Consider the following 26,036-nt stretch of genomic DNA (forward strand, 5'->3'; position numbering starts at 1 on the left):
CGGTCACTCCCCGCCGCGCAGGATGCTGTTGCCCTCGTGGGTGGCGCCGGACTGGACGGTGTCCAGGCTCAGCCGGCCGCTGAGTCCGTAGAACGCGACCGGGTTGTGCCACAGGACCTGCTCGACCTCGTCCGCGGAGAAGCCCTCGGCGAGCATCAGGTCGCCCACCTTGCGGGTCTTGAGCGGGTCGCTCTTTCCCCAGTCGGCGGCGGAGTTCACCAACACCTTCTCGGGTCCGTAGGAGCGCAGGATGGCGACCATCCGCTCCTCGTCCATCTTGGTGTCCGGGTAGACGGAGAAGCCGAGCCAGCAGCCGCTGTCCTTGGCCTCCTTGACGGTGGTCTCGTTGAGGTGGTCGATCAGGACCCGGTCGAGGGGCAGCGCGGACTCCCGGACCACGTCGAGGGTGCGGCGGAGCCCGGCGAGCTTGTCGCGGTGCGGGGTGTGGACGAGCGCGGGCAGCGCGTGGTCGGCGGCGAGCTGCAGTTGCAGGGCGAGTGCGGTGTCCTCGGCCGGGGTCATCGAGTCGTAGCCGATCTCGCCGACCGCCACGACCCGGTCCTTGACGAGGTACCGGGGCAGTACGTCGAGGACGGGCACGCACCGCGGGTCGTTCGCCTCCTTGGGGTTGAGGGCGAGCGTGCAGTGGTGGGCGATGCCGTACTGCGCGGCGCGGAAGGGTTCCCAGCCCAGCAGCGAGTCGAAGTAGTCGAGGAAGGAGGCCGGTGAGGTACGGGGCTGGCCCAGCCAGAAGGCGGGCTCGACGACGGCGCGGACGCCCGCGGTGTGCATGGCCTCGTAGTCGTCGGTGGTCCGGGAGGTCATGTGGATGTGGGGGTCGAATATGCGCATCAGGACTCCTTGCCGTGGGGGTCGTCCGTGGTGTGCGGTGGGGTCTCGGCGCCGGTCAGGGTCAGCACCCGGTACAGGTCGTCGGGCACGGGACGGCCGGCGGCGGTGCGTTCCGCGGCGTAGTCGTCGAGCATGCGGGCGAGTTCCCCGTCACCGCGGGCACGCCGGGCGAGGTCGGTCACCTCGTCGACGGGCACGCCGGTGAACAGGCATTTGAGTACGGCGTGCCGCCAGGCGTGGGCGTCCAGGTGGCGGGCGGCGTAGGGGCCTACGGCGGCGGCCAGGAGCCGGGTGTCGTTGGTGCGCAGCGCGTCCTCGACGAGCGGGAGCGCACTGGTGTCCGCCACCAGGTGGGGCAAGGCGTGCAGGACCGCGCGGCGTTCGTCGGCGGTGCCCTGCCGGTAGACGCGGCCGAGGGTGTCGGTGTCGGGGCGGGTCGCGTGCAGGACGAGGACGCGGACGGCGTCGGCGTGGGCGGGTCCGCAGTGCCGGCCGGCCTCCGCCAGCCGCAGTTCCCAGGCCGGGACGGGGCCGTGGGCGTCGGGGGGTGCGGTCGCCGCCGCCTCGTCGAGGGCCTTCTCCAGCCAGGAACGGGCGGTGGTGTCGAGCCGGGCGCGCAGCAGGGTGTGCAGTTCGTCCGGCGGGGTGTGCGCGGGGTCGGCCACCGGGGTGTCCGGTGCGGGGTGCCGGGGGGTCATGCGGGGCTCCCTTCGGCGGGCCGGGCGGTGTGCGGGGAACCCGGGGTCGCCGGGCTGCCCGAAGAGGCGGTCGTGGCGGCGGTGGCCGCCCGGCGCAGGAACGGGAGGGCGAGGGCCGCCTGGTGGGGCCCGGCGTGGGAGTGGCGGGGCAGTTCGACGACGGTCAGGCCCCGGTAGCCGGTGGCGGCGAGGGCGGCGAGGACGGGCGGGAAGTCGATCTCGCCGTCCCCGAAGGGCAGGTGCTCGTGGACTCCGCGCCGCATGTCCTCGATCTGGACGTGGCGCAGCCAGGGGGCGGCGGCGCGTACGCAGTCGGCGGGCGGGAGGGGTTCGAGGCATTGGCAGTGGCCGATGTCGAGGGTGAGGCCGAGGGGCTCGGGATCGCCGAGTGTGCGGCGCAGCCGGTGAAAGTCGGCGAGGGTGGCGAGCAGATGGCCGGGTTCGGGTTCCACGGCGAGCGGGACGCCCGCGTCGGCGGCGGCCTCCAGGACCGGCGCCAGCGACTGGGCCAGCCGCTGCCAGGCCGTGTCCGGGTCGGTGCCGGCGGGGGTGATCCCGCTGAAGCAGTGCACGGCGTGCGCCCCGAGGTCGGCGGCGACCCGCACGGCACGCAGCAGCAGGTCCACGCGGCGGGCGCGGGCCGTGGGGTCGGGGTCGAGCAGGGAGGGGCCGTGCTTGTGCCGGGGGTCGAGGACGTAGCGGGCGCCGGTCTCCACGGTGACGTCCAGGCCGAGTTCCGCCAGGCGGTGCGCGACACGGCGGGTGCGGGCTCCGAGGTTCGGGGCGAGCGGGTCCAGGTGCATGTGGTCGAGGGTCAGGCCGAGGCCGTCGTAGCCGAGGTCGGCGAGGAGCGCGAGGGCGTCGTCGAGCCGGAGGTCGGTGAGGCCGTTGGTGCCGTATCCGAAACGGTGGGGCCGGCCGCCGGGGGGTTCGGTGGGGGGTGTGGTGCCACGAGCATCAGGGGCATGACAGGCCGGGGTGGGCGTGGATCGGGGTCCGGGGGCGGGGGCTGTGGATTCTTCGTCCGCGGGCACGTCGTGGCTGGGCGCGCAGTTCCCCGCGCCCCTGAGGGGGTGGAGGTCGCTCGGGCCGGTGGGCCGGTGGCTCATGTGACGCTCACCTTCTTGGCGAATCGGCGGGCGAGCGGTGCCAGGGCCGCGGTCAGCAGTGCGCCGGCCGGGGCACCGGCACGGGCGCACAGTGCGGCCTGGAGGGGGATGGTCGCGCGGATGCCTCCGCCGACGGCTCGCTGGGTGAGCTGGGGAGACGGATTGAGCGCGGCGTGGAAGTAGGGCCGGCCGGCCGTGACGGCGTAGGCGGTGCCCAGGGCGGCCCGCAGCACCTCGGTCACGGCGCCGGGGGCGCGGCCGGGCGCCGGCGGGAAGGTGCCCGGCGGGCCGGGGGTGGCTGCATCACCCCGGCCCGCCGGACGGCGGGGGGAGCCGGGTCCCCGGGCGTCGCCGAGAACCGCGGCGTCAGGCACCAGCGGTGGGGGCACCAGGGCGGCCGCCGCGCCCACGGCTGTTCGAAGGCGCGTGAGAGCAGGCTCGCGACCGCCGCCGGCGGACACGGCGTCGGCGGTGGACGGCGGGGACGCGGAGCGGGCCGGACCTGGCCGGGTCAGTGGCAGTGCGAGGGCGACGGTGGTGGCCAGGGCCGCCAGCGAGGCCAGCGGTGAACCGCCGGTCGTCTCGCGACGGGACACCGCCGTGACCGCCAGGGTGTGGCTGCTCAGCAGCGCGGCGGACGGCAGCGCACCACGGACCGCGTCCGGGGTGGCGCGGGTGGCCGCCGCGCCGAGCAGCAGGTCGAGGCCGCGGGCCGCCGCCATCGCCGCGGGGCCCGCCGGGGTGCGTTTGAGGACCAGGTCGTACGCCCACACGGTGGCCGCGAGCGAGGAGGCGACGGCGAGTGCGGGGCGCCCGGCGCGGGCGGCCAGGGCGAGGCCCGCCGCGGTGGCGGCGCCGGCCGCCGCCAGGGCCGCGGCCGGACTGATACGGCCGGACGGCAGGGGCCGGTGCGGGCGTTCGGCGGCGTCCTCGTCGCGGTCCGCCCAGTCGTTGAGGGCCATGCCCGCCTCGTACAGGCACAGCGAGGAGCCGATGGCCAGCAGGGTGCGGAGACCGGGGCGGGCCGACACCGCGGCGGCACCGGCCAGGGCGTCACCGGGCACGGTGAACAGCGCGGGCAGCCGCAGCAGTTCGGCCCAGGCCCGCAGAGGTGAGCCGGAGGGAGCGGGCCGGGCGGGCCGCACACCGGCCTGCCGCTGCGGGCGGTCCGGGCGGGGTTCGGCGGTGTCGATGCCGGGGTGCGGCCGGGAGCCGAGGGCCCGTCCGGTCCGCTCCGGGCCGCCCGCGTCGGCCCCGGTCGCCCGGGGTGTCCCGAACCGCCGCACGCCCGCGCCGCCCACGGAGCCCCCCGGCGGGCCACCGGCCACCCCGCCGGTCCGGCCGCGTACGGCCGACCGTCCCGTTCCGGCGAACCGGCGGAACAAGCGCACTCTTTTCAGCATCCCTGCGCCTCCGCGTCCGCCGCGTCCGCAGTGTTCGCCATAACCGCTGCGGCTGCCGTGTCCGACGTGGCCGCCGCGACCTCTGTGTCCGGCGCAGCAGCCACGGCCTCCGCGTCCTCCGCGTCCCGCGCGCCCTCCCGCAGCCGCTGCGCGAAGCCGGTCAGGGCCGTGTACTGGTCGCCGAGGGCCGACGGGGCGTCGCCCAGCGGGTCCTTGAAGTAGAAGGCGAGGTCGGTCAAGGGGCCGGAGTGGCCCCTCTCGTGGGCGCGGAGGGTCAGCCGGGCGAGGTCGAGGACCAGTGGCGCGGCCAGCGCCGAGTCGCAGCCCTGCCAGACGGTCTGCAGGATCATGCGGGTGCCGAGGAAGCCGTCGAAGGCGACGTGGTCCCAGGCGGTCTTCCAGTCGCCGAGGGCCGGTACGTCGTCGATGTGCACCTCGCCCTGCGGGGTGCCGCCGAGGGTGTCGGCGAGGACCCGTTCCTTGCCGGCGTTCTTGGCGGCGGCCGCCGCCGGGTCGGCCAGGGCGGCGCCGTCGCCACCGCCGAGCAGATTGGTGCCGGACCAGGCACGGACCGCCAGCGCCCGCTGCGCGAACATCGGGCCGAGGACCGAACGCAGCAGGGTCTGGCCGGTCTTGCCGTCCCGGCCCGCGTACGGCAGGCCGCTCTCCTCGGCCGCCTCGGCCAGGGCCGGGTGGTGCAGTCCGGTGGACGGGGTGAAGTTCACGTAGGGGCAGCCCGCCCGCAGGGCCGCCGCCGCATACAGCGAGCTGGGCGGCAGCGCGTCCCCGGTGGCGACGGGCTCGGTGGACGCCACGTTCACCACGACGGCTCGGGCCAGCCCGTTGCGTCGTACGAAGTCGGAGATGTCCGCGGTGAAGGCGGCGATCACCTCCGTGGCGTCCCGGGTGTCTCCCGGGGCCGGGCCGCCGGGCCTGATCTCGGCGTCGGCGGCGGCGAGTTCGCCCGGAACGGCGGCGGGCAGCCCGTGCGGCAGGACTCCGCCGGCCGCCAGTTGCTCGGCCCGCTTGGGCAGTGGGCAGCCGGTCACGTCGTGCCCGCCGAACACCAGCGAGGCGAGCGGTGGCAGGCCGCAGTCGGCGAACAGGGGTGTCTCGGTGACCATTCCGGTGGGCGGGTGCAGTCCGGCCGCCACTGCGGCGCAGCCCGCGACCACGGTGGTGGCGACGGAACCCCGGGCTCCGATCAGCCAGATTCCCATACGGTTTCGGGGAAGGGACGCGGACATGGGCAGCCTCCTTGTCATGCGCTGACCCCGGCTATGACGGGACAAAGACGGCGGGCGGGGGTCCGGCGTCCCCCGCCCGCCGCCGCTCACCTGCCCTTCGCGGGCAGTTCCTTGATCCGGATGTCGCGGAAGGACACCTGGTCGTCGGCACCGTGGTTCTGGATGCCGACATGTCCGTCGCGCAGGCTCCGGGCCGGATCGGTGTTGGTGTAATCGTTGATCTTCACGCCGTTGAGCCAGATGCGGAGGCGCTCGCCCTCCACCCGGATCTCGTACGTGTTCCACTCCCCCGGCGGGTTCAGCGCACGGTCGCGCTTCTTCAGGTCGGCGGACTGGAAGCCGTAGACGGACCCGGTGGTCTTCTCCGGCACGTCGGTGGCGTCGATCTGGATCTCGTACCCGTTGTTCACGGCCGACCACGGGTCGTCCGAGGGCGGGAAGCCCACGAACACGCCCGAGTTGTCGTCGCCGTCCATCTTCCAGTCGAGCTTCAGGGAGTACGACCCGAAGCTCTGCCCGGCATACCAGAGCATGCCCATGCCACCCGTGGAGGTCAGCGTGCCGTCCTCCGACAGGGCGAAGGAACCGGGACCGGCCTGGCTCCAGCCGTCCAGGCTGGTGCCGTCGAAGATCGGCCGGTAGCCGTTCTCCGGGCGGCAGTCGGCCTGGGCGTCGCCGACGGCCCAGCGGATCCCGCCCAGCAGATGCTGCCGGAAGGCGGGGTCGGCGTAGGACTCCTTGGTGTGGCCGCCCCCGGTGTAGAAGGCGCGGCCGCCCTGGTAGTCCTGGCACCAGGCGATCGGGTGATCGCCGTTCATGGTGCCGCCGGTGTACGACGCCTCGTCGAGCGAAGCGAGGACATGGGCGCGTTCGCGCGGGTTGGAGCGGTAGTTGTACCACTCGTCCGTACGGTCCCAGGTGCGCGCCAGGTGCGAGGTCGCCGGGTGGCCGCGGTCCTCCACGTTCACCGTGGCCGGCTGGATCGCCGGGTGCGACTGGAAGTAGGCGCCGGCCAGGCCGCCGTAGAACGCCCAGTCGTACTCGGTGTCGGCGGCGGCGTGCACGCCGACGTAGCCGCCCCCGCCCCGGATGTAGCCTTCGAAGGCCTGCTGCTGGGTGTCGTCGAGGACGTCTCCCGTCGTGGACAGGAAGACGACCGCGGCGTAACGCCGCAGGTTCTTCGCGGTGAAGGCACCGGCGTCCTCCGTGGCGTCGACGGCGAAGCCGCCGCTCGCGCCGAGTTCCTTGACCGTCGCGATCCCATCGGGGATCGAGTCGTGCCGGAATCCGGCCGTCTTGGAGAAGACCAGCACCCGTTTGCCCTCCGCCGGGTGCGACGAGGCGGGTCCCGCCACGGAGCCGAGGAGCAGGGCCGCTCCGAGGGCGGCGGTCGTCAGTCTGCCGGTCGCGCGCATCACGGCCTCCTCTCAGCTCGTGGTGAAGACGAAGTCGTCGACGTCGAACAGGGCACCGTTGCCGGTGCTGCCCTTGAAGACCAGGTAGAGCGTGGTGGTGGCCCTCGGTGCGCGCGCCAGGTCGGCGCTGACGTCCTGGAAGGTCTCCCAGCCGCCGGTCACCGGCACGGTGGCCTTGCCGAGGAGCTTGCCCTTCGGGGAGCCCGCGCGGACCTCCAGGGTGCCGCCCGCGCCGCCGGAGGACACCCGAGCGGTGATCTGCTGGGCGTTGCCGAGCGCGTACGGCGTGAAGGCGATCCAGTCGCCGTTGTCGATGTCACCGACCGTCTTGCCGCCGTGGGCGCTCTCCTTGCTGATCTGCGAGATGCCCGAGGAGTCGCTGTAGTGCTCGGCCTGGCGGTGCCGCGGCTGGGCGACGTTGCGGTCGTGCGTGGTGAGCGCGGCCTGACCGCCGCCCCCGTTGTCCGTGTACTGGGCGTCGAACACGCCGAAGATGTTGGCGTTCTCGTCGTGGCCGCCGTCCGCGCTGGTCTGGATGGTGCCGGAGCAGCCCTTCGCGGAGGTCAGCGGGTGCCCGTGGGTGTCGTGGCCGAGGACGAAGTTGACCGTGACCTTGGAGCAGTCGATGGCCGTGCCGTCCTCGGGGTCGGTGACCTTCACCTTGAACGGGACGGCGTCACCGAAGCTGAACAGCTGGCCGTCCTGCGGGAGTTCCAGGGTGACGGAGGGCGCGGTGTTGCCGACGACGACCTGCGCGCTCGCGCTGCCGGTGCGCCCGCCGGGGTCCTTCGCCGTGAGCGTGGCGGTGTAGGTGCCGTTCTTCTTGTACGTGTGGCTGGGGTTGGCGCCGGTCGCGGAAGTGCCGTCGCCGAAGTCCCAGTTGTAGGTGAGCGCGTCGCCGTCCTGGTCGCTGGTGCCGGCCGAGGAGAAGGCGACCCGCAGCGGTGCCTGTCCCGAGGTGCGGTCGGCCGCGGCCTGGGCGACCGGTGAGTGGCCGCCGGTGGCGTTCTCGATGCGGTACAGGGCCGAGTTTTCGTCGCCGCCGAACCAGGACAGGCCGTAGTCGAGGACGTACAGCGCTCCGTCGGGGCCGAAGGCCATGTCCATCACCTGGGTGCCGGTCCACGGCACGGGGTTGATGGACTGCACGGCGCCGTTCGCGTCGCTGGTGATGCGCTTGATCCAGCGGCGGCCGAACTCACCGGCGAAGAAGTCGCCGTCGTAGGCCTCAGGGAACTTCACGGGCGAGTCCAGCGCCGGGTCGTAGTGGTAGACCGGTCCGCCCATGGGGGATTCGGAGCCGTCGCCGAACTCGGGCACGGACGGGCCGTCGTACGGGATCCAGGCGGGCTGGGCCGGCGGCAGGTCGGTCAGGCCGGTGTTGTGCGGTGAGGTGTTCTTGGGTGCGGCGCAGTCGAAGGCGGCACCGGACGTCTTGGTGGCGAAGTCGTAGTCCTTGTACGCCTGGTTGTCGCCGACGCACAGCGGCCAGCCGAAGTTGCCGGGGCCGGTGACACGGTTGAACTCGACCTGTCCCGAGGGGCCGCGGTCCGGGTTGGCGGCACCGGCGTCGGGTCCGTAGTCACCGACGTAGAGGATGCCGGTTTCCTTGTCGACGCTGAAGCGGAACGGGTTGCGGAAGCCCATGGCGTAGATCTCGGGCCGCGTCTTGGCCGTGCCCGGCGCGAAGAGGTTGCCGTCGGGTATGGCGTACGAGCCGTCGGCGTTCACCTTGATCCGCAGGATCTTGCCGCGCAGGTCGTTGGTGTTGCCGGCGGAGCGGCGGGCGTCGAAGGCCGGGTTGCGGTCCGACCGCTCGTCGATGGGCGAGTAGCCGTCCGACTGGAAGGGGTTGGTGTCGTCGCCCGTCGACAGGTAGAGGTTGCCGTCCTTGTCGAAGTCGATGTCACCACCGACGTGGCAGCAGATGCCGCGGGAGGTCTTGACGTCGAGGATCTGCTTCTCGCTGGCCTTGTCGAGCGTGCCGTCCGTGCCCAGGACGAACCGGGAGAGCCGGTTGACGCCGTCGAAGGGGGCGAAGTCGGCGGCGGTGCCGGTCTCCGGGGCGTCGCCCGCCGGCGTGTCCAGCGGGGGCGCGTAGTAGAGGTAGACGAAGTGGTTGTCGGTGAAGCCGGGGTCGACTCCGACGCCCTGGAGGCCCTCCTCGTCGTGCGAGTAGACGTCCAGCTTGCCCGCGACCTTGGTGTTGCCCGCGGCGTCGGTGAGCCGCAGCGTGCCGTCGCGCGAGGTGTGCAGGACAGAGCGGTCCGGCAGGACGGCGAGCGACATGGGCTCGCCGACCTCCGCCGCCCCCTTGGCGAGGGTGACCTGCTGGAAGTCCTCGGCCGCCGCGGTTTTCGACTCGGCGACGGCTGCACCGGCCTGGGGGGCGGTGAGACTCAGGGTGGCGCCCGCGAGCAGGGCCCCGCCGAGCAGGGCCACCGCCTTGCGGAATCGGCGTCGTCCGGGGGTCTCGTATCTGCGGGTGGGGGTGGTGCGGTCGTTCCCGTGCACGAATGCCTCCAAGAAGGGGCGGGTTGTACGGGGCGGGTGCGGTGCGCCGGGATGCGCCGTCATCCCGGAGTACGGAAGGAGGGTCGGTGGGTGGCCGCGTCGGACCTCAGTTGCCGAACGCGGCGTCGAAGGAAGCCGTCGGCGGTTCGAAGTCGAACGCCTTGAGCCGGGTCAGTGCCTCGGGGGCGCCCTGGAGCCGGTCCATGCCGGCGTCCTCCCATTCGACGGAGACGGGGCCCTGGTAGTCGATGGAGCGCAGCATCCTGAAGACGTCCTCCCAGGGCACGTCGCCGTGCCCGGCGGAGACGAAGTCCCAGCCGCGGCGCGGGTCGCCCCAGGGCAGGTGGGAGCCGAGGCGGCCGTTGCGGCCGTCGAGGCGCTTGCGGGCTTCCTTGCAGTCGACGTGGTAGATCCGGTCGCGGAAGTCCCACAGGAAGCCGACCGGGTCGAGGTCCTGCCAGACGAAGTGGGAGGGGTCGAAGTTGAGGCCGAAGGCGGCCCGGTGGTCGACGGCCGCGAGGGCGCGCTGGGTGGTCCAGTAGTCGTAGGCGATCTCGCTGGGGTGGACCTCGTGGGCGAAACGGACGCCCTCCGCGTCGAAGACGTCGAGGATGGGGTTCCAGCGGTCGGCGAAGTCCTGGTAGCCGCGTTCGATCATGGCCTCGGGTGCGGGCGGGAACATGGCGACCAGGTGCCAGATGGCGGAGCCGGTGAAGCCGATGACGGTGTTCACGCCGAGGGCCGCGGCGGCGCGCGCGGTGTCGGCGATCTCGGTGGCGGCCCGGCGGCGTACGCCCTCCGGCTCGCCGTCGCCCCAGATCCGGGCGGGCAGGATCGCCTCGTGCCGCTCGTCGATGATGGCGTCGCAGACGGCCTGTCCGACCAGGTGGTTGGAGACAGCCCAGCACTTGAGGCCGTACTTGTCCAGGAGCTGGTGGCGGGAGGCGACGTAGGCGGGGTCGGCGAGCGCCTTGTCGACCTCGAAGTGGTCCCCCCAGCAGGCGAGTTCGAGGCCGTCGTAGCCGAAGTCGCGGGCGAGGCGGCAGACCTCTTCCAGGGGGAGGTCGGCCCACTGTCCGGTGAAGAGGGTGAAGTTGCGGGGCATGGGCGGGGCCTCCTCAGACCGCGACGGGGGTGTAGACGGCGTTCTTCTCGGCGCTCTCCTCCACGGCGGCGAGCACGCGCTGGACCTGCAGTCCGTCGGCGAAGGAGGGGGCGGGGGCGCTGCCCTCGGCGATGGCGTGCAGCAGGTCGCGGGCCTGGTGGACGAAGCTGTGCTCGTAGCCGAGGCCGTGGCCGGGGGGCCACCAGCCCTCCAGGTAGGGGTGGTCGGGTTCGGTGACGAGGATGCGGCGGAAGCCGGCGTGGGTGCCGGCTTCGGTGCCGTCGAAGTACGACAGTTCGTTGAGCCGTTCCAGGTCGAAGGCGAGCGAGCCGCGCGTGCCGTTGAGTTCGATGCGCAGGGCGTTCTTGCGTCCGGTGGCGTAGCGGGTGGCTTCGAAGGAGGCCAGGGCGCCGGAGGCGAAGCGGCCGGTGAACACGGCGGCGTCGTCGACGGTGACCTCTCCGGTGCCGGTGGCCGACACGGCGGTCAGGCCGCTCGCGCCGCCGCCGGACAGCGGCCGCTGCTGTACGAAGGTCTCGGTGAGCGCGGAGACGCCGGCGAGGCGTTCGCCCGCCAGGTGCTGGGCGAGGTCGATGATGTGCGCGCCGAGGTCGCCGAGCGAGCCGGAGCCCGCCGCTTCCTTGCGCAGCCGCCAGGTGAGCGGGAACTCGGGGTCGACCAGCCAGTCCTGGAGGTAGACGACCCGGACGTGCCGCAGGGTGCCGATCCGGTCCTCGGCGACCATCTGCCGGGCGAGCGCCGTGGCGGGCAGCCGGCGGTAGTTGAAGCCGACCATCGACACCTGGCCGCGCGCCGCGGCCTCCTCGGCCGCGCGGGTCATGGCGGTGGCCTCTTCGACGGTGTTGGCGAGGGGCTTCTCGCACAGTACGTGCTTGCCGGCGGCCAGGGCGGCGAGCGCGATCTCGGCGTGGCTGTCACCCGGGGTGCAGATGTCGACGAGGTCGACGTCGTCCCGGGCGATCAGCGCACGCCAGTCGGTCTCGGCCGCTGCCCAGCCGTGCCGGTCGGCCGCCGCCCGGACCGCGGCGCCGTCCCGGCCGCAGATCGCGGCCAGGACCGGCCGTCGGGGCAGGTCGAAGACACGGCCCGCGGTGCGCCAGCCCTGGGAGTGGGCGGCGCCCATGAAGGCGTATCCGACCATGCCGACGCGGATCGGTGGCTGCTGTGCCTCCGGCCCGTCCGTCTGCTGCGGCTGTCCCATACGGAAGTCCTCCTCGTCCTGGTTCGTGATGGTGCCGTGGGGGGTGCGGGGCGGAACCCGTCAGCGGAAGCCGGTGGGCATGTACTGGTCGACGTTGTCCTTGTCGACGACGGCCGAGTACAGGGTGATCGACGACGGTATCTCGTACTCGGCGAGACCGCCGATGCCCTTGCTCTGGCCGAGGGCGCGCGCCAGGTCGATCGCCGAGGCGGCCATGGTCGGCGGGTAGAGGACGGTGGCCTTCAGCACGCCCTTGTCCTGCTTGATGGCCTGGAAGGCGGAGAGCGCCCCGGCCCCGCCGACCATCAGGAACTCGTCGCGTCCGGCCTGCTCGATGGCGCGCAGCGCGCCCACACCCTGGTCGTCGTCGTGGTTCCACACGGCGTCGATCCTGGACTGTGCCTGGAGCAGCTGGGACATCTTGGCCTGTCCCGACTCGACGGTGAAGTCGGCCGCCTGCCGGGCGACCTTCTTCAGGTTCGGGAAGTTCTTGAGCGCGTCGTCGAAGCCCTGGGTGCGCTGCTTGGTCAGCTCCAGGTTGTCGATCCCGGCCAGTTCGACGACGCGCGCGTCCGACTTGCCCTTGAGCTTTTCGCCGATGTATGTGCCGGCGTTGAAGCCCATGCCGTAGTTGTCGCCGCCGACCCAGCAGCGGTACGCCTGCGGGGTGTTGAAGATCCGGTCCAGGTTGATCACCGGGATGCCCGCGCGCATCGCCTTCAGGCCGACCTGGGTGAGGGCCTTGCCGTCGGCGGGCAGGATCACCAGGACGTCGACCTTCTTGTTGATCAGGGTCTCGATCTGGCCGATCTGCGCGGCGGTGTCGTTGGAGCCCTCGGTGATCTCCAGGGTGACGTCCGAGTACTTCTTGGCGCGGCTCTTGGCGTTGTCATTGATCGCGTTGAGCCAGCCGTGGTCGGCCTGCGGGCCCGCGAACCCGATGGTGACCGGCTTGCCGGGCTTGTCGTCGGCGGCCGGCTGGGAGCTGGCGGCCGGCTGTTCGTCCTGGCTCTCGTTGCTCGTGCAAGCGGTGAGCAGAGCACCGGCGGAGACCGCAGCGGTCCCGAACAGCAGTCCTCTGCGACTGGTGAGGTGTGACATGGCGGGGTTCCCCTTCGTCAGGTCGTGCTCGCGGTACGGCGCTGGACCAGCACGGCGGCGACGATGATCGCGCCCTTGGCGATCTGCTGGACGTCGCTCTGCAGGTTGTTCAGGGCGAAGATGTTGGTGATCGTGGTGAAGATCAGGACGCCGAGGACGGAGCCGACGATGGTGCCGCGCCCCCCGCTGAGCAGGGTTCCACCGATGATCGCGGCGGCGATGGCGTCGAGTTCGTACAGGTTGCCGTTGGTGTTCTGGCCCGAGCCGGACAGGATGATCAGCAGGAAGGCGGCGATGCCACAGCACAGCCCGGACAGCAGGTAGAGGTACAGCCGCTGGCGGCGTACGTCGATGCCGGCGAGCCGGGCGGCCTCCGGGTTGCCGCCGACGGCGACCGTACGGCGGCCGAAGGTGGTGCGGTTGAGCACGAACCAGCCGATGATCGTCACGACCGCGAAGACCAGGACGAGCGGCGGGATGCCGAGCACATAGGAGTCGCGCTCGCCGAGCTTGAGGATGCCGTCGACGGTGACGATCTGCGTCTTGCCGTCGGTGATCTGCAGGGCGAGGCCGCGGGCCGAGGCCAGCATGGCGAGGGTGGCGATGAACGGAACCAGGCTGCCGTAGGCGACGAGCACGCCGTTGACGAGTCCGCAGCCCACGCCGACGAGCACCGCGGTGAACAGGATGCCCGCGAAACCGAAGCCCTGGGTGGCGACCGTGGTCGCCCAGACCGAGGCGAGGGCGACGACCGCGCCGACCGACAGGTCGATGCCGCCGGAGATGATGACGAAGGTCATGCCGACGGCGACGACACCGATCACCGACGCCTGGGTGAGGACGAGTTGCAGGTTGCGGGTGTCGAGGAACTCGTCCGGCTTGGTGATGCCGCCGACCACGACGAGCGCGAGCAGCACACCGAGCAGCGAGAGGGTGCGGACGTCGGCGCGGGCCACGAGGGAGCGCCAGGCGGGGCGGGGGCCGGCCGGCTGCACCTTGCCGGTGCTGCTGCGCGGCGGAGAGGCGTGCTGCGTCATGACGCCGGGCTTCCTTCCATGACGAGGTCGAGTACGCGGTGTTCGTCCAGTTCGCGGGCGGGTGCCTCGTGTACGACGCGGCCCTCGCGCAGCACCAGCACGCGGTCGGCGAGGCCCAGCACTTCGGGAACCTCGCTGGACACGAGCAGTACCGCAAGCCCTTCGCCGGCCAGCCGCCGCACGACCGCGTACAACTCGGCGCGGGCGCCGACGTCGACGCCGCGGGTCGGCTCGTCGAGCAGCAGCACGCGGCAGCCGCGCAGCAGCCAGCGGGCCAGGACGGCCTTCTGCTGGTTTCCGCCGGAGAGGGTGCGGACGGGTACGGAGGGGTTGTCGGGACGCAGCGACAGCTCGCGGGTCACCGCGCGGGCCGCGCCGAGTTCGGCACGCCGGTCGAGCCAGCCGCCGCGGGAGAAGCGGGACAGGGTGGAGACGGACACGTTCCGGGTGACGGACTCCAGCATGAGCAGGGCCTGCGCCTTGCGTTCCTCCGGGGCGAGACCGAGACCGGCACGGACCGCCGCGGGCACGCTGCCGGGCCGCAGCGCCTTGCCGTCCACCAGGACCTGGCCGGAGCCGGGTTTGCGGGCGCCGTAGATCGTCTCCAGTACCTCGGAGCGGCCGGAGCCGACGAGTCCGGCGAGGCCGACGATCTCGCCGGCCCGGACGGTGAGGTCGAGCGGTGCGAACTCGCCCGGCCGGGACAGGCCCCGGACCTCCAGGACGGGGGCGCCGTCGGGCGCCGCGGCCGGCCGCTCGGGGAAGACGTACTCGACGTTGCGCCCCGTCATCAGCGCCACGACGTCCCGGGTGGGCGTGGTCTTCGCGGGCAGTCCGCCGGCGACCGCGCGCCCGTCCTTGAGGACCGTCACCCGGTCGCCGATGCGCCGGATCTCCTCCAGGCGGTGCGAGATGTAGACGACGGCCACGCCGTCCGCGGTGAGGGAGGCGACGATGCGGAACAGGTTGTCGACCTCGTCCGGGTCGAGCGCGGCGGACGGTTCGTCCATGACGATGAGCCGTACGTCGTGGGAGAGCGCCCGGGCCATGGAGACGATCTGCTGCTGGGCCGCGGACAGTTCCCCGACGAGCCGGCCGGGGTCGACCTCCGGATGGCCGAGGCGCGCGAGGAGTTCGGCGGTCGACGCCCGCGCGGCCCTGCCCTGCACGACGAAGCCCGCGGTCGTGGGCTCATGGCCGAGGTGGACGTTCTCGGCCACCGACAGGTGCTCCACCAGGTCGAGTTCCTGGTAGATGGTGGCGATGCCGCGGCGTACGGCGGCACTGGGCGAGCGGAGCGTGACGTCCTCCCCGCGCCAGGTGATGGTGCCGCTGTCCGGTTGGTGGGCGCCCGCGAGGACCTTGATCAGGGTGGACTTGCCGGCCCCGTTCTGGCCGAGCAGGCAGTGCACTTCACCGGCCTGGACATCGAGGTCGACGCCGTCGAGGGCCCGGACGCCGGGGAACGACTTGGTGATTTTGGACATGGTGAGCAGCGGTGGTTCTGGTGCCATGTGTGTTCCCCTCGGCGGGCGTGCGGAGCCTGAGTCAGGGTGAAGCCGCCTGGGTGTCAGGCGTGGTGGCGCGGGGCTGGCAGAGCGGGCGCTGTACGGGTCGAGGCCGGGCAGGCGGTCGGCTATGCGGGTGAGAACAGGTGGTCGCTGATGAGGCGGGCCGCGCCGATGACGCCGGCGTTCGGACCCAGTTCCCCGAGGACGATGGGCAGATTGCCGGTGGCCAGGGGCAGTGACTGGCGGTAGACCTGGGTGCGGATCGCGGCGAGCAGGGTGTGGCCGAGGCCGGTCACCCCGCCGCCGATCACCACCAGGCCGGGGTTGAAGAACGAGACGAGTCCGGCGATGACCTGGCCGACGTGGTTGCCGCCCTCGCGAATCAGGCCGAGCGCCACGGCGTCGCCCGCGGCGGCAGCGGCGGAGACGTCGACGCCCGTGAGGGTGCCGTTCGCCGCGAAGCGCGCCGCGAGCTCCGTCGACTGGCCCTGCTGGGCCGCCTCCAGTGCGTCGCGGGCGAGTGCCGCGCCGCTGAAGTGGGCTTCCAGGCAGCCCCGGTTGCCGCAGGCGCACGGCCGGCCGTCGGGTACCGCCTGGATGTGTCCGATGTCGCCCGCGCTGCCCGTCACCCCGCGGTGGACCTCACCGCCTGCGACGATGCCGCAGCCGATGCCGGTTCCGATCTTGATGCAGAGGAAGTCGCCCACGGAGCGCGCGACGCCGGCGTGCCGCTCCCCCATCGCCATCAGGTTCACGTCGTTGTCGACCATGACCGGGCAGCCGAGTTCCTGGCTGAGCGCCTCTCGTACCGGGAAGCCGTCCCAGCCGGGCATGATGGGCGGTGCGACCGGAACGCCCTCCGGGAAGCGTACCGGGCCCGGTACGCCTATCCCGGCGCCGTCGAAGCCCTCCGCGAGTCCGGAGGCCCGCAGCTTCGCCGCCATGGCCAGCACCTGTTCGAAGACCGCGACGGGGCCTTCGCGTACGTCCATGGGCTGGTTGAGGTGCCCCAGCACTTCCAGTTCGGCGTTGGTGACGGCGACGTCGACCGAGGTCGCGCCGATGTCGACGCCGAGGAACCGGAGGTTCGGGGCGAGCCGGATGTTGTGGGACCGGCGTCCGCCGCGCGAGGCGGCGAGGCCGTCGGCGATCACGAGGCGGGTCTCCAGCAGGCGGTCCACCTCGACGGCCAGTTTGGACCGGGAGAGGTCGATCTGGTCGCCGAGTTGCGCACGGGAGTTGGGACCGCCGTCACGCAACAGCTTGAGCAGGCGGGCCTGATGGGCGTTCGCGGGTCGTGCGGTCATGCGTCTCACGTGCCCCTCCCCGCCTCAAATCGGCCATCCGGGTGTGTCTTTCGAGGGGAACGTAGCAGTCACCGCCACACCTGGGAAGAAGCTGTGCACGGATTGGCGCCTACTTTTCCCACTCACAGGACAAAGCCGTATGACCTCCGACTGTGAAAAGCGCACCTCGACAGCCGCGGCGGCCGTATCGCAGCCGGGCCGCCGCGTATCGACGCCGCCTTCGCGGCCGGGCATGGCCGAGTCGTCTGCGACCAGCTCCTGCAATCTCTGCGCATCGGCTGCTCTGACGAGGCGATTGCCGACACGGCTTGCCCGGCCACCACGATCCACAGCCGCCGCGACAAGCCGAACCCTCTGAAGGATCACACGGCGGCGTCAGTCACGACCGGAGTGGATCATTCGCTCACGCCACGATGGCAGCAGCAAGTTCGCGCCTCCGGGAAGCGAACGGGCTGTGGTCGCCGGGGAGAGTACGCACGGTGAACGCGTTGTCGGGAAAGGACGTGTCGGCTTCCGCGATCATCAGATCCTGCGCCGCAGGTGTCAGGGCACGGTCCTGCGCGCATCGCAGGTAGGTCCGCGGTATCCGCCCCCAGCGTGGCGCAGTCAGCGTGATGGGGGTCACGGGGATGGCCAGCGGCAGGTCGGGGGTCAGCGCGGAGCGCCAGGGGTCGAAGCGGTCCGCGGGCGTCTCGTGGTAGTAGGTCTTCCTCAGTCCCTCGACGTAGGAGGGGTCTGGTGAGAGCGGATTGATGCGGAGGGCGCCGATCGCTTCGAGATCACCGAGGTACGCGTCCTGCCCGGACGCGGTGGCATTCTCCGGCGAGCCGAAGTAGTCGATGAACCTCGGCCGTCCGGCGGGGACGAACGCGGACAGGTAGACGATTCTGTCGACGAGTTCGGGCGCTCGCTCTGCGGCCAGGGAGGCGGGGCCGCCGCCGGCGCTGTGCGCGACAAGTACTACCGTGTGGTAGCGGCGTACCTGACGCAAGGTGGTCACGACCGCGTCGGCACAGGCGTCCATCGTCACGCCGGCGACCGGCGACTTCTCGGTCAGCAGACCGGGCTGGCCCGGCAGCAGGTAACCGGACGGCAGTTGCGCGTCGAACCCGTGCCCCGGCAGGTCTACAGACACGCTGGCCGCACCCAGCTCGGCGAGTGCCCGCTGTGTCGGCGCCCACTGCGCTGAGCTGTGCCAGGCTCCGTGTACGAAGACGTACACGGTGCTGTGCAAAAGGAATTCTGTCATGGCTGCACATTAAAACCTGTTGTGGATCGGCATCATTTCGACATCCGTTCTGGATGCCGGCTCAAGATTCTGGCCTTGGTGACTGTGAGCCGCAGCCGACGGTTGCCGCCCGGCATGGACCGCTGGTGACGTGAGCGGGCCTGCCGGTGGCGGGGTCAGGACGTCGTGCGCTCGTGGTACGAGTGGCGGGTGTGTTCGGTGTGTTCGCGCATCAACTGCGTGGCGAGCTGTTCGTCGTGGTCGGCCACTGCGGCGATCATGGCGCGGTGCTCCACCCAGGACTCCCGGCCGCGCTGCCGGGCCACCGGGGTGTAGTACCAGCGCACCCGGCGGTCGACCTGCCCGGCCAGCTCGGCGAGGACCGCGTTGCCGGCGAGTTCCATGATCTTGGCGTGGAAGGCCGCGTTCAGGGCGACGGCGGCGTCCACGTCATCGGCGGCGACCGCCTTCTCGCCCTGCGCGCACAGTTCGCCCAGCGCCTCGATCCCGGCGCTGCCCGCGTTCGCCGCGGCGAGCCGGGCCGCCTCGGCCTCCAGCAGCGTCCGCACGGTGAGCAGTTGATCGGCCTCTTCCTCCGTCGGCTCGTGCACGAACGCGCCCTGGGCCGGCCGCAGATCCACCCAGCCCTCGGTGTTGAGCCGCTGCAGCGCTTCGCGCACCGGTTGCCGGGAGACGCCCAGATGCCCGGCGAGTTCGCTCTCGACCAGGTGCTGGCCGGGCTGCAGCGCACGGGTGGTGATGAGTTCGAGCAGCGCCTCGTACACGCGGTCGCGCAGCGGGCCGGGCCGTTCGAGTCTGGGCACGGCACCCTGTGGCAGTCCGGTCGACAACATCGCGGTCCCCCTCCTGGCAGGGCCGTGCACGGCGGACGAGATTCGTGCGCGCACTTCCGTCCAGTATCAATTGTCTTTCGTCTACAGTCTACGGCGCACGAATGCCAGGGACACGCACGGTTGATCGGGTCACATCAGGTCGGTCGGCTCGGCGCGCGGCACGGCTCAGGGCGCGTCACGGGCACCGGACGACCTGCCCGGCGTAAGACAGATTGCCGCCGAAGCCGAACAGCAGGACCGGGTCGCCACTGCGGACCTCGCCCCGTTCGACGAGCTTGGACAGGGCGAGCGGGATGCTGGCCGCGGAGGTGTTCCCGGACTCGGTGACGTCCCGGGCGATCACGGCACGCGTCGCGCCCAGCTTCTCGGCGAGGGGCTCGATGATGCGCAGATTGGCCTGGTGCAGCACGACCGCGGCCAGGTCGGCGGGGGTGATGCCGGCCTTTTCGCAGGCGCCGCGGGCGAGGGCGGGCAGCTGGGTGGTGGCCCAGCGGTAGACGCTCTGCCCCTCCTGGGCGAACCGCGGCGGGGTGCCCTCGATGCGCACCGCGTGCCCCATCTCCGGCACCGATCCCCACAGCACGGGTCCGATCCCGGGCTCCGCACCCGGTGCGCAGGGCTCGACGACCGCGGCCCCCGCCCCGTCGCCGACCAGGACGCAGGTGCTGCGGTCGGTCCAGTCGGCCACGGCGGACATCTTGTCGGCGCCGATGACCAGGGCCCGGCCGGCGGCGCCCGCGCGAACGGTGTGGTCGGCGGTGGCCAGGGCGTGGGTGAACCCGGCGCACACGACGTTGACGTCCATCGCGGCGGGTCGCGGCATGCCGAGCCGGGCCGCGACCCGGGCGGCGGTGTTCGGGGAGCGGTCGATGGCGGTGGAGGTGGCGACCAGGACCAGATCGATGTCCGCGGGAGTGAGACCGGCCGCGGCGAGGGCCTTGGCGGCGGCGTGCGCGGCGAGTTCGTCGACCGGTTCGTCGGGCCCGGCGATGTGCCGCGTCCGGATCCCCACCCGGGACCGGATCCACTCGTCGCTGGTCTCGACCAGGCCCGCGAGTTCCTCGTTGGTGAGAACCTTGGCTGGCTGGTAGTGGCCGACGGCGGCGATGCGCGAGCCGATCATCTGGTCCCTCTCGTGGACGCGGGCGGCGGGAGGTCCCAGTGTGTTGGGTGACTCGCGGGTACGACGGCAGGTGAAGCCACAGGATTAGGGCGCCCGGGTTGTCGGCTTCCATCATCCCCCGGGCGCCCCGCGCGTCACCCCGTGAACAGCTGTGTCGCCTTCTGGACCAGCTCGTACAGGCCGTAGACCAGGGGTGCGCCGACCCACACCCAGGCGAGGACGATCAGGCCGCGCCGGTCAGGCGGGCTGTTCTCGTTGGACATCGGTGGCCTCCTTCGGCGCGGTGACGTGGTGGCGGGCATGGACCGGGCGGACGAGTTCGTTGGCGACGAACCCGATCACCAGCAGTCCGATCATGATGGTGAAGGACAGGCCGTACAGGGACGCGCCGTGTTTGCCGGCCGATTCCTGGCGGTCGGCGATCCAGTTGACGATCAGCGGGCCCAGCACGCCCGCGGTGGACCACGCGGTGAGCAGCCGGCCGTGGATGGCACCCACCTGGTAGGTGCCGAACAGGTCCTTCAAATAGGCGGGGACGGTCGCGAAACCGCCGCCGTAGAAGGAGAGGATCACCAGCGCGCACAGCACGAACAGCGGCTTGGCGGAGTCTCCGAACAGGGCGATCGCCAGGTACATCAGGGCGCCCACGCCCAGGTAGACGCGGTAGATGTTCTTACGTCCGATGAGGTCGGAGGCGGAGGACCAGCCGATGCGGCCCGCCATGTTGGCCGCCGACAGCAGGGCGACGAACCCGGCCGCCGCGGACGCCGAGACAGGTGTGCTGGAGTCCGCGAAGAAGTCCGTGATCATCGGCGCCGCCTTCTCCAGGATGCCGATGCCCGCGGTCACGTTCGTGCAGAGCACGATCCACAGGAGCCAGAACTGCGGCGTGCGCACCGCGCTGCGGGCCGACACCTGAACCCCTTCGACGGGGCCCGGACCCTCGTCCGCCGCCGCACGCTCCGTGGGGCGCGGCACCCGGACGAGGAACACGCCGAGCGCCATGAACACGGCGTACGACAGCCCGTGCACCAGGAAGGCGAGCGCGATCCCCGTGTGGTCGGAGCCGAAGGAGTCCAGCATCTGCGCCGACCAGGGCGAGGCGATCAGCGCGCCGCCGCCGAAGCCCATGATGGCGATGCCGGTGGCCATGCCGGGCCGGTCCGGGAACCACTTGATCAGGGTGGAGACGGGCGAGATGTAGCCGATGCCCAGACCGATGCCGCCGACGAAGCCGTAGCCGAGGACGATCAGCCAGTACTGCTGCGTCCAGGCGCCCAGGGCGGAGATCAGGAAGCCCGAGGAGAAGCAGACGAGGGCCACGGTCATCGCCCAGCGCGGTCCGTTGCGCTCCACGAGGGTGCCGCCGAAGGCCGCCGACAGGCCGAGCATCACGATCGCCAGCTGGAAGGGCAGCGCGCTCTGGGTTCCGTCGAGGTGCAGCGCGGATTCGAGCGGTGGCTTGAAAACGCTCCAGGCGTAGGCCTGGCCGATGGACAGGTGCACGGAGAGTGCCGCGGGCGGAACGAGCCAGCGGCTCCATCCCCGCGGTGCGAGAGGGGGGCTCATGATCGCGAACCATAAGGAGGGCACCCGCGAGTTGAGAAGGAGCCGGTCGATCGTATGCGGTGAGCGGTATGCGACCTGCGTTGAACGGTCACCGCCCGTCCCCTTGCTGACCCCCCTTCCATACTGTAGACAATATTTCGTCGACAAGATTCACCGTCCACCCCCCACCTCCGCGGTATCCCTCAAACCGAACGGAGTGTTCCCGTGAAAGTCGCAGTTCTCGGCGCCGGAGCGATCGGCGCCTACGTCGGTGCGGCGCTCCATCGCGCCGGCGCCGATGTGCATCTCATCGCCCGTGGACCGAATCTCGCGGCCATGAGGCAGGACGGAGTACGGGTGCTGAGCCCGCGCGGTGACTTCACCGCGCGGGCGCACGCCACCGACGACCCGGCCGACGTCGGCCCGGTCGACTTCGTCTTCCTGGGTCTGAAGGCCAATTCGTATGCGGCGTGCGGGCCGCTGATCGAACCGCTGCTGCACGAGCGGACGGCCGTGATCGCGGCCCAGAACGGCATCCCGTGGTGGTATTTCCACCGGCACGGCGGCCCTCACGACGGGCACCGGGTCGAGAGCGTGGACCCCGGCGGCACGGTCAGCGCGGTGCTCGCGCCCGAACGGGCCATCGGCTGCGTCGTCTACGCCGCCACCGAACTCGAAGGCCCCGGAGTGGTGCGGCACTTGGAGGGCACCCGGTTCTCCATCGGCGAGCCCGACCGGAGCGTCTCGCCACGCTGTCAGGACTTCAGCGAGGCGATGCGGGCCGGCGGCCTGAAGTGCCCGGTGGAGCCGGACCTGCGCAACGACATCTGGCTCAAGCTGCTCGGCAACATCTCCTTCAATCCGATCAGCGCGCTGGCCCGGGCCACGATGCGGCAGATGTGCCTGCACGGCGGCACCCGGCGGGTCATCGAGATCATGATGCGGGAGACCCTCTCCGTGGCCGAAGCCCTCGGCTGCGAGGTCGGGGTCTCCATCGAACGCCGGCTCGCGGGTGCGGAGCGCGTCGGCGACCACCGCACCTCCACGCTCCAGGATCTGGAGCGCGGCAAACCGCTCGAACTCGACGTGCTGCTCGCGGCCGTCGTCGAACTGGCGGAGATCACCGAGGTGGACGTGCCCACCCTGCGCACCGTGCACGCGATCTCGGACCTGCTGGCGGTGCGGAGCGCCGCGTGAGCGCACGGCTACCGAGCGCCTCCTCCCGGCTCGCCCGCCCGCTCGTCGCGACCTGCGCGACGAGCCGACGCGGCGAGCGGGCTGCGAGGAGGCGCCGGCACGCCCCGGCCGCAGCGGCCCGGACGACGACCGCGTGCGTCTGCCGCCGGGCGGGCCGCGACGCCGCCCCGCGCGTGCAGGACAATGAGACGGTGAAAGTCACTTCGCCGTACGACAGCCGGTGACCCACGAGAACCTCCGCATCCAGGGCCGTTTCGGCCGCCAGCACGTACAGAACCGGGGCTGATCACATGGGACGAGTCACGGAACGGCGCAAGGTGATCCGGATCCGCGAGGGGGCCGTCTCCACCCGGCCGGACACACTGGTCGCCGAGGAACCGATGGAGATCAGGCTCAACGGCAGACAGCTCGCCATCACCATGCGCACACCCGGCGACGACTTCGCGCTGGCCGTCGGCTTCCTGGTGAGCGAAGGCGTCCTGGCCACCGCCGCCGACCTGCAGAACATCGTGTACTGCGCGGGCGCCACCGACGGGGGCGGTGATCCGTCCGAGGGAAGCACAGGACTTCGCGGCGGGTCCAACACCTACAACGTGGTGGACGTGAAGACCGCGCCCGGCGTCGTGCTGCCCGACATCACGCTGGAACGGAACGTGTACACGACGTCCTCGTGCGGGCTGTGCGGCAAGGCCAGCCTGGACGCGGTGCGTACGACGGCCCGCTGGCCGATCGCCGACACTCCCCCGGTCCGGGTGGACCCCGATCTGCTCGCCTGCCTCCCCGACCGGCTGCGGGCGGCCCAGCGGGTGTTCGACCGGACCGGGGGTCTGCACGCGGCCGCCCTGTTCACCGAGGACGGGGAACTGCTGGACGTACGGGAGGACGTGGGCCGGCACAACGCGGTCGACAAACTGGTCGGCCGAGCGCTGCAGAACGGAACCCTGCCGCTGTCCCGTTCGATCCTGCTAGTCTCCGGCCGGGCCTCGTTCGAGCTGGCGCAGAAGGCCGTGATGGCGGGCATTCCGGTGCTCGCGGCGGTCTCGGCTCCGTCGTCGCTGGCAGTGGACCTGGCCGCCGAGACCGGCCTGACCCTGGTGGGTTTCCTTCGGGGCAGGTCCATGAACGTGTACGCGGGTGAGGCCCGGGTCGCTCTGCGGACCGCGGCCGCCAAGGGCTGACCGGTTCCCCGCGTCACGGCGGCGGGGCCCCCGGCGGGGAGCGCCCCCTGCGCCGACGGGCCCCGCCGCGCCTGGCCGCCCGGCAATTGCTGACGTGCGGCGGGTACGGCACCAGCTCGGTGGTGATCGTGGACGGGGACGGGCCGCTGGTCCGAGACCGGGTGGTGCGCCGGGGCACCGGTGTCCGCCGACCCGCCACCCGCCGCCCGGTCCGTTACCCGGTTCAACAGGTCCGTACGCGGGTCGCGTTCGGCGGCCGGCGGCAAGTCAACGGCGTGCGCCGGGCGCGTACCCCCCGAATGGCCGCACCGTTCTTGTGACCCGGAGCCGACGCCAACTAACGTCTGAGAGGCGCACGTTGGACGTCGGATGTCCGAATGTCCCGATGCCCGTACGGCTCGACGCAGGAAGGGACTGGCCACACATGCCGCCGAGAACCGGTGCACTCCCCCTGGGCCTCCGGCTGCGCAGGAGCAGGGGACATCGCGCGAGAACCGCTCTGGCCGCCGTCGTCACGGCGGCCACGCTGTTGCTGCTGCCCCATCCCGCGCTCGCCCAGGCGACGCACGCCGAGGCTGCGCAGGCCCGCACGACACAGGCCCGGACGGCCCCCGGGGCCCGCAGCTTCGAGCAGCAGGTCCTCTTCAAGGCGGCCCAGGACCCGGGGTACGCCTGCTTCCGTATCCCGGCGATGGTCCGGACGGCCCGCGGCACGCTACTCGCGTTCGCCGAGGGCCGGGTCCTCAACTGCGGCGACGCGGCGGACATCGACATCGTCCTGAAGCGTTCCACCGACGGCGGCCGTACCTGGGGCCCGCTCCAGGTGGTCAACCAGGGCGCGGGCGACACCCACGGCAACCCGGCGCCGATCGTGGACCGCAGGACGGGGCGGGTCCTGCTCGCTCAGACGTACAACACGGGCCGCACGGACGCCGGGAGCTGCTCCGTGCCCTGCGACCGCACTCCGCACCTGCAGTACAGCGACGACGACGGCCTGACCTGGTCGGCGCCGCGCGACCTGAGCCCCGAGATCCTGCCTGCCGACTGGAACTCCTGGTACGCGACCGGTCCCGTGCACGGTCTCCAGCTCAGCCACGGCCGGTACGCCGGACGGCTCGTCTTCGGCGTCAACACCGAGACCTGGAACGGCAGCCGGGTCACGGCCAACCACGCGGCGCTCATCGTCAGTGACGACGGCGGCGGCCACTGGCGGATCGGTGCCACGGACAGCTGGCCGATCGCCGCCGACGGCACCTTCCGGCAGAAGCCGTCCGAGATGGCGCTCGCCGAACGCGCCGACGGCTCGATCCTGGTCAGCGGCCGGGAGCAGGACGGCACCGACCTCGGCCACCGCACCCAGGTGGTCAGCAGCGACGGCGGCACCGGCTTCACCGCCCCCTTCCGGGACCTCCCGGACCTGTACGCGCCCCAGGTGCAGTGCTCGACGCTGCGACTCGGCGGCCGGCTGCTGCTGGCCTGCCCCGGCGACCCGGACCGGCGCCGCACGATGATGATCCGCTCCTCCTACGACGGCGGCCGCACCTGGGACAGCGTGGACCGCGGCACGGTCGTCACCACCGACTGGTCCGGCTACTCCGACCTGGCCGCCGTCGCGGACAACACGGTGGGGCTGCTGTACGAGGGCGGGGCGGCCGACGCCCGCGACGAGATCCGCTTCGCCCGCTTCACCGAGGGCTGGCTGCGTCCGCGCCGCGGCCCCGACCCCACCACCCGCGACCTCGCCCCCGGCGCCCCGCGCGCCGCGGTGCTGGGCGGCGCCACCCGGACGGCCGGGGTGGCGGGCGGCGCGTTGGAGTTCGACGGCGTCGACGACGCCGTACGCCTGCCGTACCGCGACCGGCTCCCGCTCGGCACCCGGGACTTCACCGTGTCGCTGTGGTTCCGCACCAAGGCGGCGGGCGGCGAGCAGCCGCTGCTGTGGATGGGCGGCATCGGCACCGGTCAGCCGCAGGTGTGGCTGCGCGGCGAGCCCGCGAGCGACCGGGTCCGCGGGCTGATCACGGTGCGGGAGGGCGCGACGGCGGTCCGGACGGCGGCGGTCGCCGCGCCCGGCGCCCACAACGACGGCCGCTGGCACCACCTGGTGCTGCGCCGCGGCAACGGACGGCTGACCCTCGTCCTGGACGGTGCGGCATCGTCCGTGGCCGATGTGCCCGGCTCGGTGAGCCGCAACTCCCCGTTCGGTGTGCACATCGGCCAGCGCATGGACGGCCGGGCCTTCTACTCCGGCGCGATCGACGACGTCCACGTCTGGGACCGGGCGCTGGCCGACGCGGAGCTGTCCGACCCGCGCGTGCTGCGCTCCGCCCGGGACACCGTGCTGTGGCTGCCCCTGGACCAGGTGGCCGGCGCCGCTCCCTGAGGCC

General features: G+C 72.1%; 21 protein-coding genes and 1 pseudogene. 4 read left to right on the plus strand and 18 right to left on the minus strand.

The window, feature by feature from the left end:
• Positions 1–3: 3 nt before the first annotated feature.
• From ACFYPJ_RS21325 to ACFYPJ_RS21410, 18 genes are all read right to left on the minus strand, one after another.
• Positions 4–852, minus strand: a complete 849-nt coding sequence (locus ACFYPJ_RS21325) for a TatD family hydrolase (protein ID WP_389019267.1) — start codon at positions 850–852, stop codon at positions 4–6.
• Positions 852–1,550, minus strand: coding sequence for an EboA domain-containing protein (locus ACFYPJ_RS21330; RefSeq protein ID WP_389019270.1), 699 nt, complete (start codon positions 1,548–1,550; stop codon positions 852–854). Before ACFYPJ_RS21330 ends, ACFYPJ_RS21325 begins: the two co-directional genes overlap by 1 nt.
• Positions 1,547–2,659 (minus strand): sugar phosphate isomerase/epimerase family protein, encoded by a 1,113-nt coding sequence (locus ACFYPJ_RS21335; protein WP_389019273.1) that lies wholly within the window; start codon positions 2,657–2,659, stop codon positions 1,547–1,549. The genes ACFYPJ_RS21330 and ACFYPJ_RS21335 overlap by 4 nt, the downstream gene beginning before the upstream one ends.
• On the minus strand, positions 2,656–3,804 hold the full coding sequence (locus tag ACFYPJ_RS21340) for an SCO3242 family prenyltransferase (protein WP_389019692.1): 1,149 nt from the start codon (positions 3,802–3,804) through the stop codon (positions 2,656–2,658). The genes ACFYPJ_RS21335 and ACFYPJ_RS21340 overlap by 4 nt, the downstream gene beginning before the upstream one ends.
• Before the next feature lie 251 nt (positions 3,805–4,055).
• On the minus strand, positions 4,056–5,309 hold the full coding sequence (locus ACFYPJ_RS21345; RefSeq protein ID WP_389019276.1) for an inositol-3-phosphate synthase: 1,254 nt from the start codon (positions 5,307–5,309) through the stop codon (positions 4,056–4,058).
• An 86-nt stretch (positions 5,310–5,395) separates the two neighbouring features.
• On the minus strand, positions 5,396–6,724 hold the full coding sequence (locus tag ACFYPJ_RS21350) for a ThuA domain-containing protein (protein WP_389019279.1): 1,329 nt from the start codon (positions 6,722–6,724) through the stop codon (positions 5,396–5,398).
• 12 nt (positions 6,725–6,736) lie between these two features.
• Positions 6,737–9,238, minus strand: coding sequence for a PQQ-dependent sugar dehydrogenase (locus tag ACFYPJ_RS21355; RefSeq protein WP_389019282.1), 2,502 nt, complete (start codon positions 9,236–9,238; stop codon positions 6,737–6,739).
• A gap of 106 nt (positions 9,239–9,344) precedes the next feature.
• Positions 9,345–10,343: a sugar phosphate isomerase/epimerase family protein gene (locus ACFYPJ_RS21360; protein WP_389019285.1), complete on the minus strand. Its 999-nt coding sequence runs from the start codon at positions 10,341–10,343 to the stop codon at positions 9,345–9,347.
• A 13-nt stretch (positions 10,344–10,356) separates the two neighbouring features.
• Complete coding sequence (locus tag ACFYPJ_RS21365) at positions 10,357–11,565, minus strand: Gfo/Idh/MocA family protein (RefSeq protein ID WP_389019288.1); 1,209 nt, start codon at positions 11,563–11,565, stop codon at positions 10,357–10,359.
• Positions 11,566–11,625: 60 nt separating this feature from the next.
• Entirely contained in the window at positions 11,626–12,666 is a 1,041-nt protein-coding gene (locus ACFYPJ_RS21370; protein WP_389019291.1) for a substrate-binding domain-containing protein, read from the minus strand.
• A gap of 17 nt (positions 12,667–12,683) precedes the next feature.
• Positions 12,684–13,703, minus strand: coding sequence for an ABC transporter permease (locus ACFYPJ_RS21375; RefSeq protein ID WP_389019294.1), 1,020 nt, complete (start codon positions 13,701–13,703; stop codon positions 12,684–12,686).
• Complete coding sequence (locus ACFYPJ_RS21380; RefSeq protein WP_389019297.1) at positions 13,700–15,217, minus strand: sugar ABC transporter ATP-binding protein; 1,518 nt, start codon at positions 15,215–15,217, stop codon at positions 13,700–13,702. Before ACFYPJ_RS21380 ends, ACFYPJ_RS21375 begins: the two co-directional genes overlap by 4 nt.
• 122 nt (positions 15,218–15,339) lie before the next feature.
• Positions 15,340–16,521, minus strand: coding sequence for an ROK family protein (locus ACFYPJ_RS21385; RefSeq protein WP_389019300.1), 1,182 nt, complete (start codon positions 16,519–16,521; stop codon positions 15,340–15,342).
• 403 nt (positions 16,522–16,924) lie between these two features.
• Positions 16,925–17,770 (minus strand): alpha/beta fold hydrolase, encoded by an 846-nt coding sequence (locus tag ACFYPJ_RS21390; protein ID WP_389019303.1) that lies wholly within the window; start codon positions 17,768–17,770, stop codon positions 16,925–16,927.
• Between the two features lie 155 nt (positions 17,771–17,925).
• Entirely contained in the window at positions 17,926–18,603 is a 678-nt protein-coding gene (locus ACFYPJ_RS21395; RefSeq protein ID WP_389019306.1) for a GntR family transcriptional regulator, read from the minus strand.
• Positions 18,604–18,778: 175 nt separating this feature from the next.
• On the minus strand, positions 18,779–19,726 hold the full coding sequence (locus ACFYPJ_RS21400; RefSeq protein WP_389019309.1) for a beta-ketoacyl-ACP synthase III: 948 nt from the start codon (positions 19,724–19,726) through the stop codon (positions 18,779–18,781).
• Positions 19,727–19,860: 134 nt separating this feature from the next.
• A complete protein-coding gene (locus ACFYPJ_RS21405) occupies positions 19,861–19,989 on the minus strand; it encodes a hypothetical protein (RefSeq protein ID WP_389019311.1) in 129 nt (42 codons plus the stop codon).
• Positions 19,964–21,295: an OFA family MFS transporter gene (locus ACFYPJ_RS21410; RefSeq protein ID WP_389019314.1), complete on the minus strand. Its 1,332-nt coding sequence runs from the start codon at positions 21,293–21,295 to the stop codon at positions 19,964–19,966. Before ACFYPJ_RS21410 ends, ACFYPJ_RS21405 begins: the two co-directional genes overlap by 26 nt.
• Before the next feature lie 204 nt (positions 21,296–21,499).
• On the opposite strand from ACFYPJ_RS21410, the gene ACFYPJ_RS21415 reads away from it, so the two are divergent.
• The 4 genes and pseudogenes from ACFYPJ_RS21415 to ACFYPJ_RS21430 all read left to right on the plus strand — a co-directional run bounded on the left by ACFYPJ_RS21415 (position 21,500) and on the right by ACFYPJ_RS21430 (position 26,032).
• Positions 21,500–22,471: a 2-dehydropantoate 2-reductase gene (locus ACFYPJ_RS21415; protein WP_389019316.1), complete on the plus strand. Its 972-nt coding sequence runs from the start codon at positions 21,500–21,502 to the stop codon at positions 22,469–22,471.
• A 170-nt stretch (positions 22,472–22,641) separates the two neighbouring features.
• Positions 22,642–22,757, plus strand: a pseudogene (locus tag ACFYPJ_RS21420) (Fe-S-binding domain-containing protein); the annotation flags it as partial.
• Between the two features lie 4 nt (positions 22,758–22,761).
• Positions 22,762–23,649: a formate dehydrogenase accessory sulfurtransferase FdhD gene (gene fdhD / locus ACFYPJ_RS21425; protein WP_389019319.1), complete on the plus strand. Its 888-nt coding sequence runs from the start codon at positions 22,762–22,764 to the stop codon at positions 23,647–23,649.
• Positions 23,650–24,073: 424 nt separating this feature from the next.
• Entirely contained in the window at positions 24,074–26,032 is a 1,959-nt protein-coding gene (locus tag ACFYPJ_RS21430) for an exo-alpha-sialidase (RefSeq protein ID WP_389019323.1), read from the plus strand.
• Positions 26,033–26,036 lie beyond the last annotated feature (4 nt).

It is taken from the genome of Streptomyces sp. NPDC006012 (assembly GCF_042871185.1).
In the GTDB taxonomy this organism is placed as follows: Bacteria; Actinomycetota; Actinomycetes; order Streptomycetales; family Streptomycetaceae; genus Streptomyces.

Bases quoted from the DNA above. Each gene is read 5' to 3' on its own strand.
- ACFYPJ_RS21325 (WP_389019267.1), bottom strand. From the start codon at position 852: ATGCGCATATTCGACCCCCACATCCACATGACCTCCCGGACCACCGAC.
- ACFYPJ_RS21330 (WP_389019270.1), bottom strand. From the start codon at position 1,550: ATGACCCCCCGGCACCCCGCACCGGACACCCCGGTGGCCGACCCCGCG.
- ACFYPJ_RS21335 (WP_389019273.1), bottom strand. From the start codon at position 2,659: ATGAGCCACCGGCCCACCGGCCCGAGCGACCTCCACCCCCTCAGGGGC.
- ACFYPJ_RS21345 (WP_389019276.1), bottom strand. From the start codon at position 5,309: ATGTCCGCGTCCCTTCCCCGAAACCGTATGGGAATCTGGCTGATCGGA.
- ACFYPJ_RS21350 (WP_389019279.1), bottom strand. From the start codon at position 6,724: ATGCGCGCGACCGGCAGACTGACGACCGCCGCCCTCGGAGCGGCCCTG.
- ACFYPJ_RS21360 (WP_389019285.1), bottom strand. From the start codon at position 10,343: ATGCCCCGCAACTTCACCCTCTTCACCGGACAGTGGGCCGACCTCCCC.
- ACFYPJ_RS21365 (WP_389019288.1), bottom strand. From the start codon at position 11,565: ATGGGACAGCCGCAGCAGACGGACGGGCCGGAGGCACAGCAGCCACCG.
- ACFYPJ_RS21370 (WP_389019291.1), bottom strand. From the start codon at position 12,666: ATGTCACACCTCACCAGTCGCAGAGGACTGCTGTTCGGGACCGCTGCG.
- ACFYPJ_RS21375 (WP_389019294.1), bottom strand. From the start codon at position 13,703: ATGACGCAGCACGCCTCTCCGCCGCGCAGCAGCACCGGCAAGGTGCAG.
- ACFYPJ_RS21380 (WP_389019297.1), bottom strand. From the start codon at position 15,217: ATGGCACCAGAACCACCGCTGCTCACCATGTCCAAAATCACCAAGTCG.
- ACFYPJ_RS21385 (WP_389019300.1), bottom strand. From the start codon at position 16,521: ATGACCGCACGACCCGCGAACGCCCATCAGGCCCGCCTGCTCAAGCTG.
- ACFYPJ_RS21390 (WP_389019303.1), bottom strand. From the start codon at position 17,770: ATGACAGAATTCCTTTTGCACAGCACCGTGTACGTCTTCGTACACGGA.
- ACFYPJ_RS21395 (WP_389019306.1), bottom strand. From the start codon at position 18,603: ATGTTGTCGACCGGACTGCCACAGGGTGCCGTGCCCAGACTCGAACGG.
- ACFYPJ_RS21400 (WP_389019309.1), bottom strand. From the start codon at position 19,726: ATGATCGGCTCGCGCATCGCCGCCGTCGGCCACTACCAGCCAGCCAAG.
- ACFYPJ_RS21405 (WP_389019311.1), bottom strand. From the start codon at position 19,989: ATGTCCAACGAGAACAGCCCGCCTGACCGGCGCGGCCTGATCGTCCTC.
- ACFYPJ_RS21410 (WP_389019314.1), bottom strand. From the start codon at position 21,295: ATGAGCCCCCCTCTCGCACCGCGGGGATGGAGCCGCTGGCTCGTTCCG.
- fdhD (WP_389019319.1), top strand. From the start codon at position 22,762: ATGGGACGAGTCACGGAACGGCGCAAGGTGATCCGGATCCGCGAGGGG.
- ACFYPJ_RS21430 (WP_389019323.1), top strand. From the start codon at position 24,074: ATGCCGCCGAGAACCGGTGCACTCCCCCTGGGCCTCCGGCTGCGCAGG.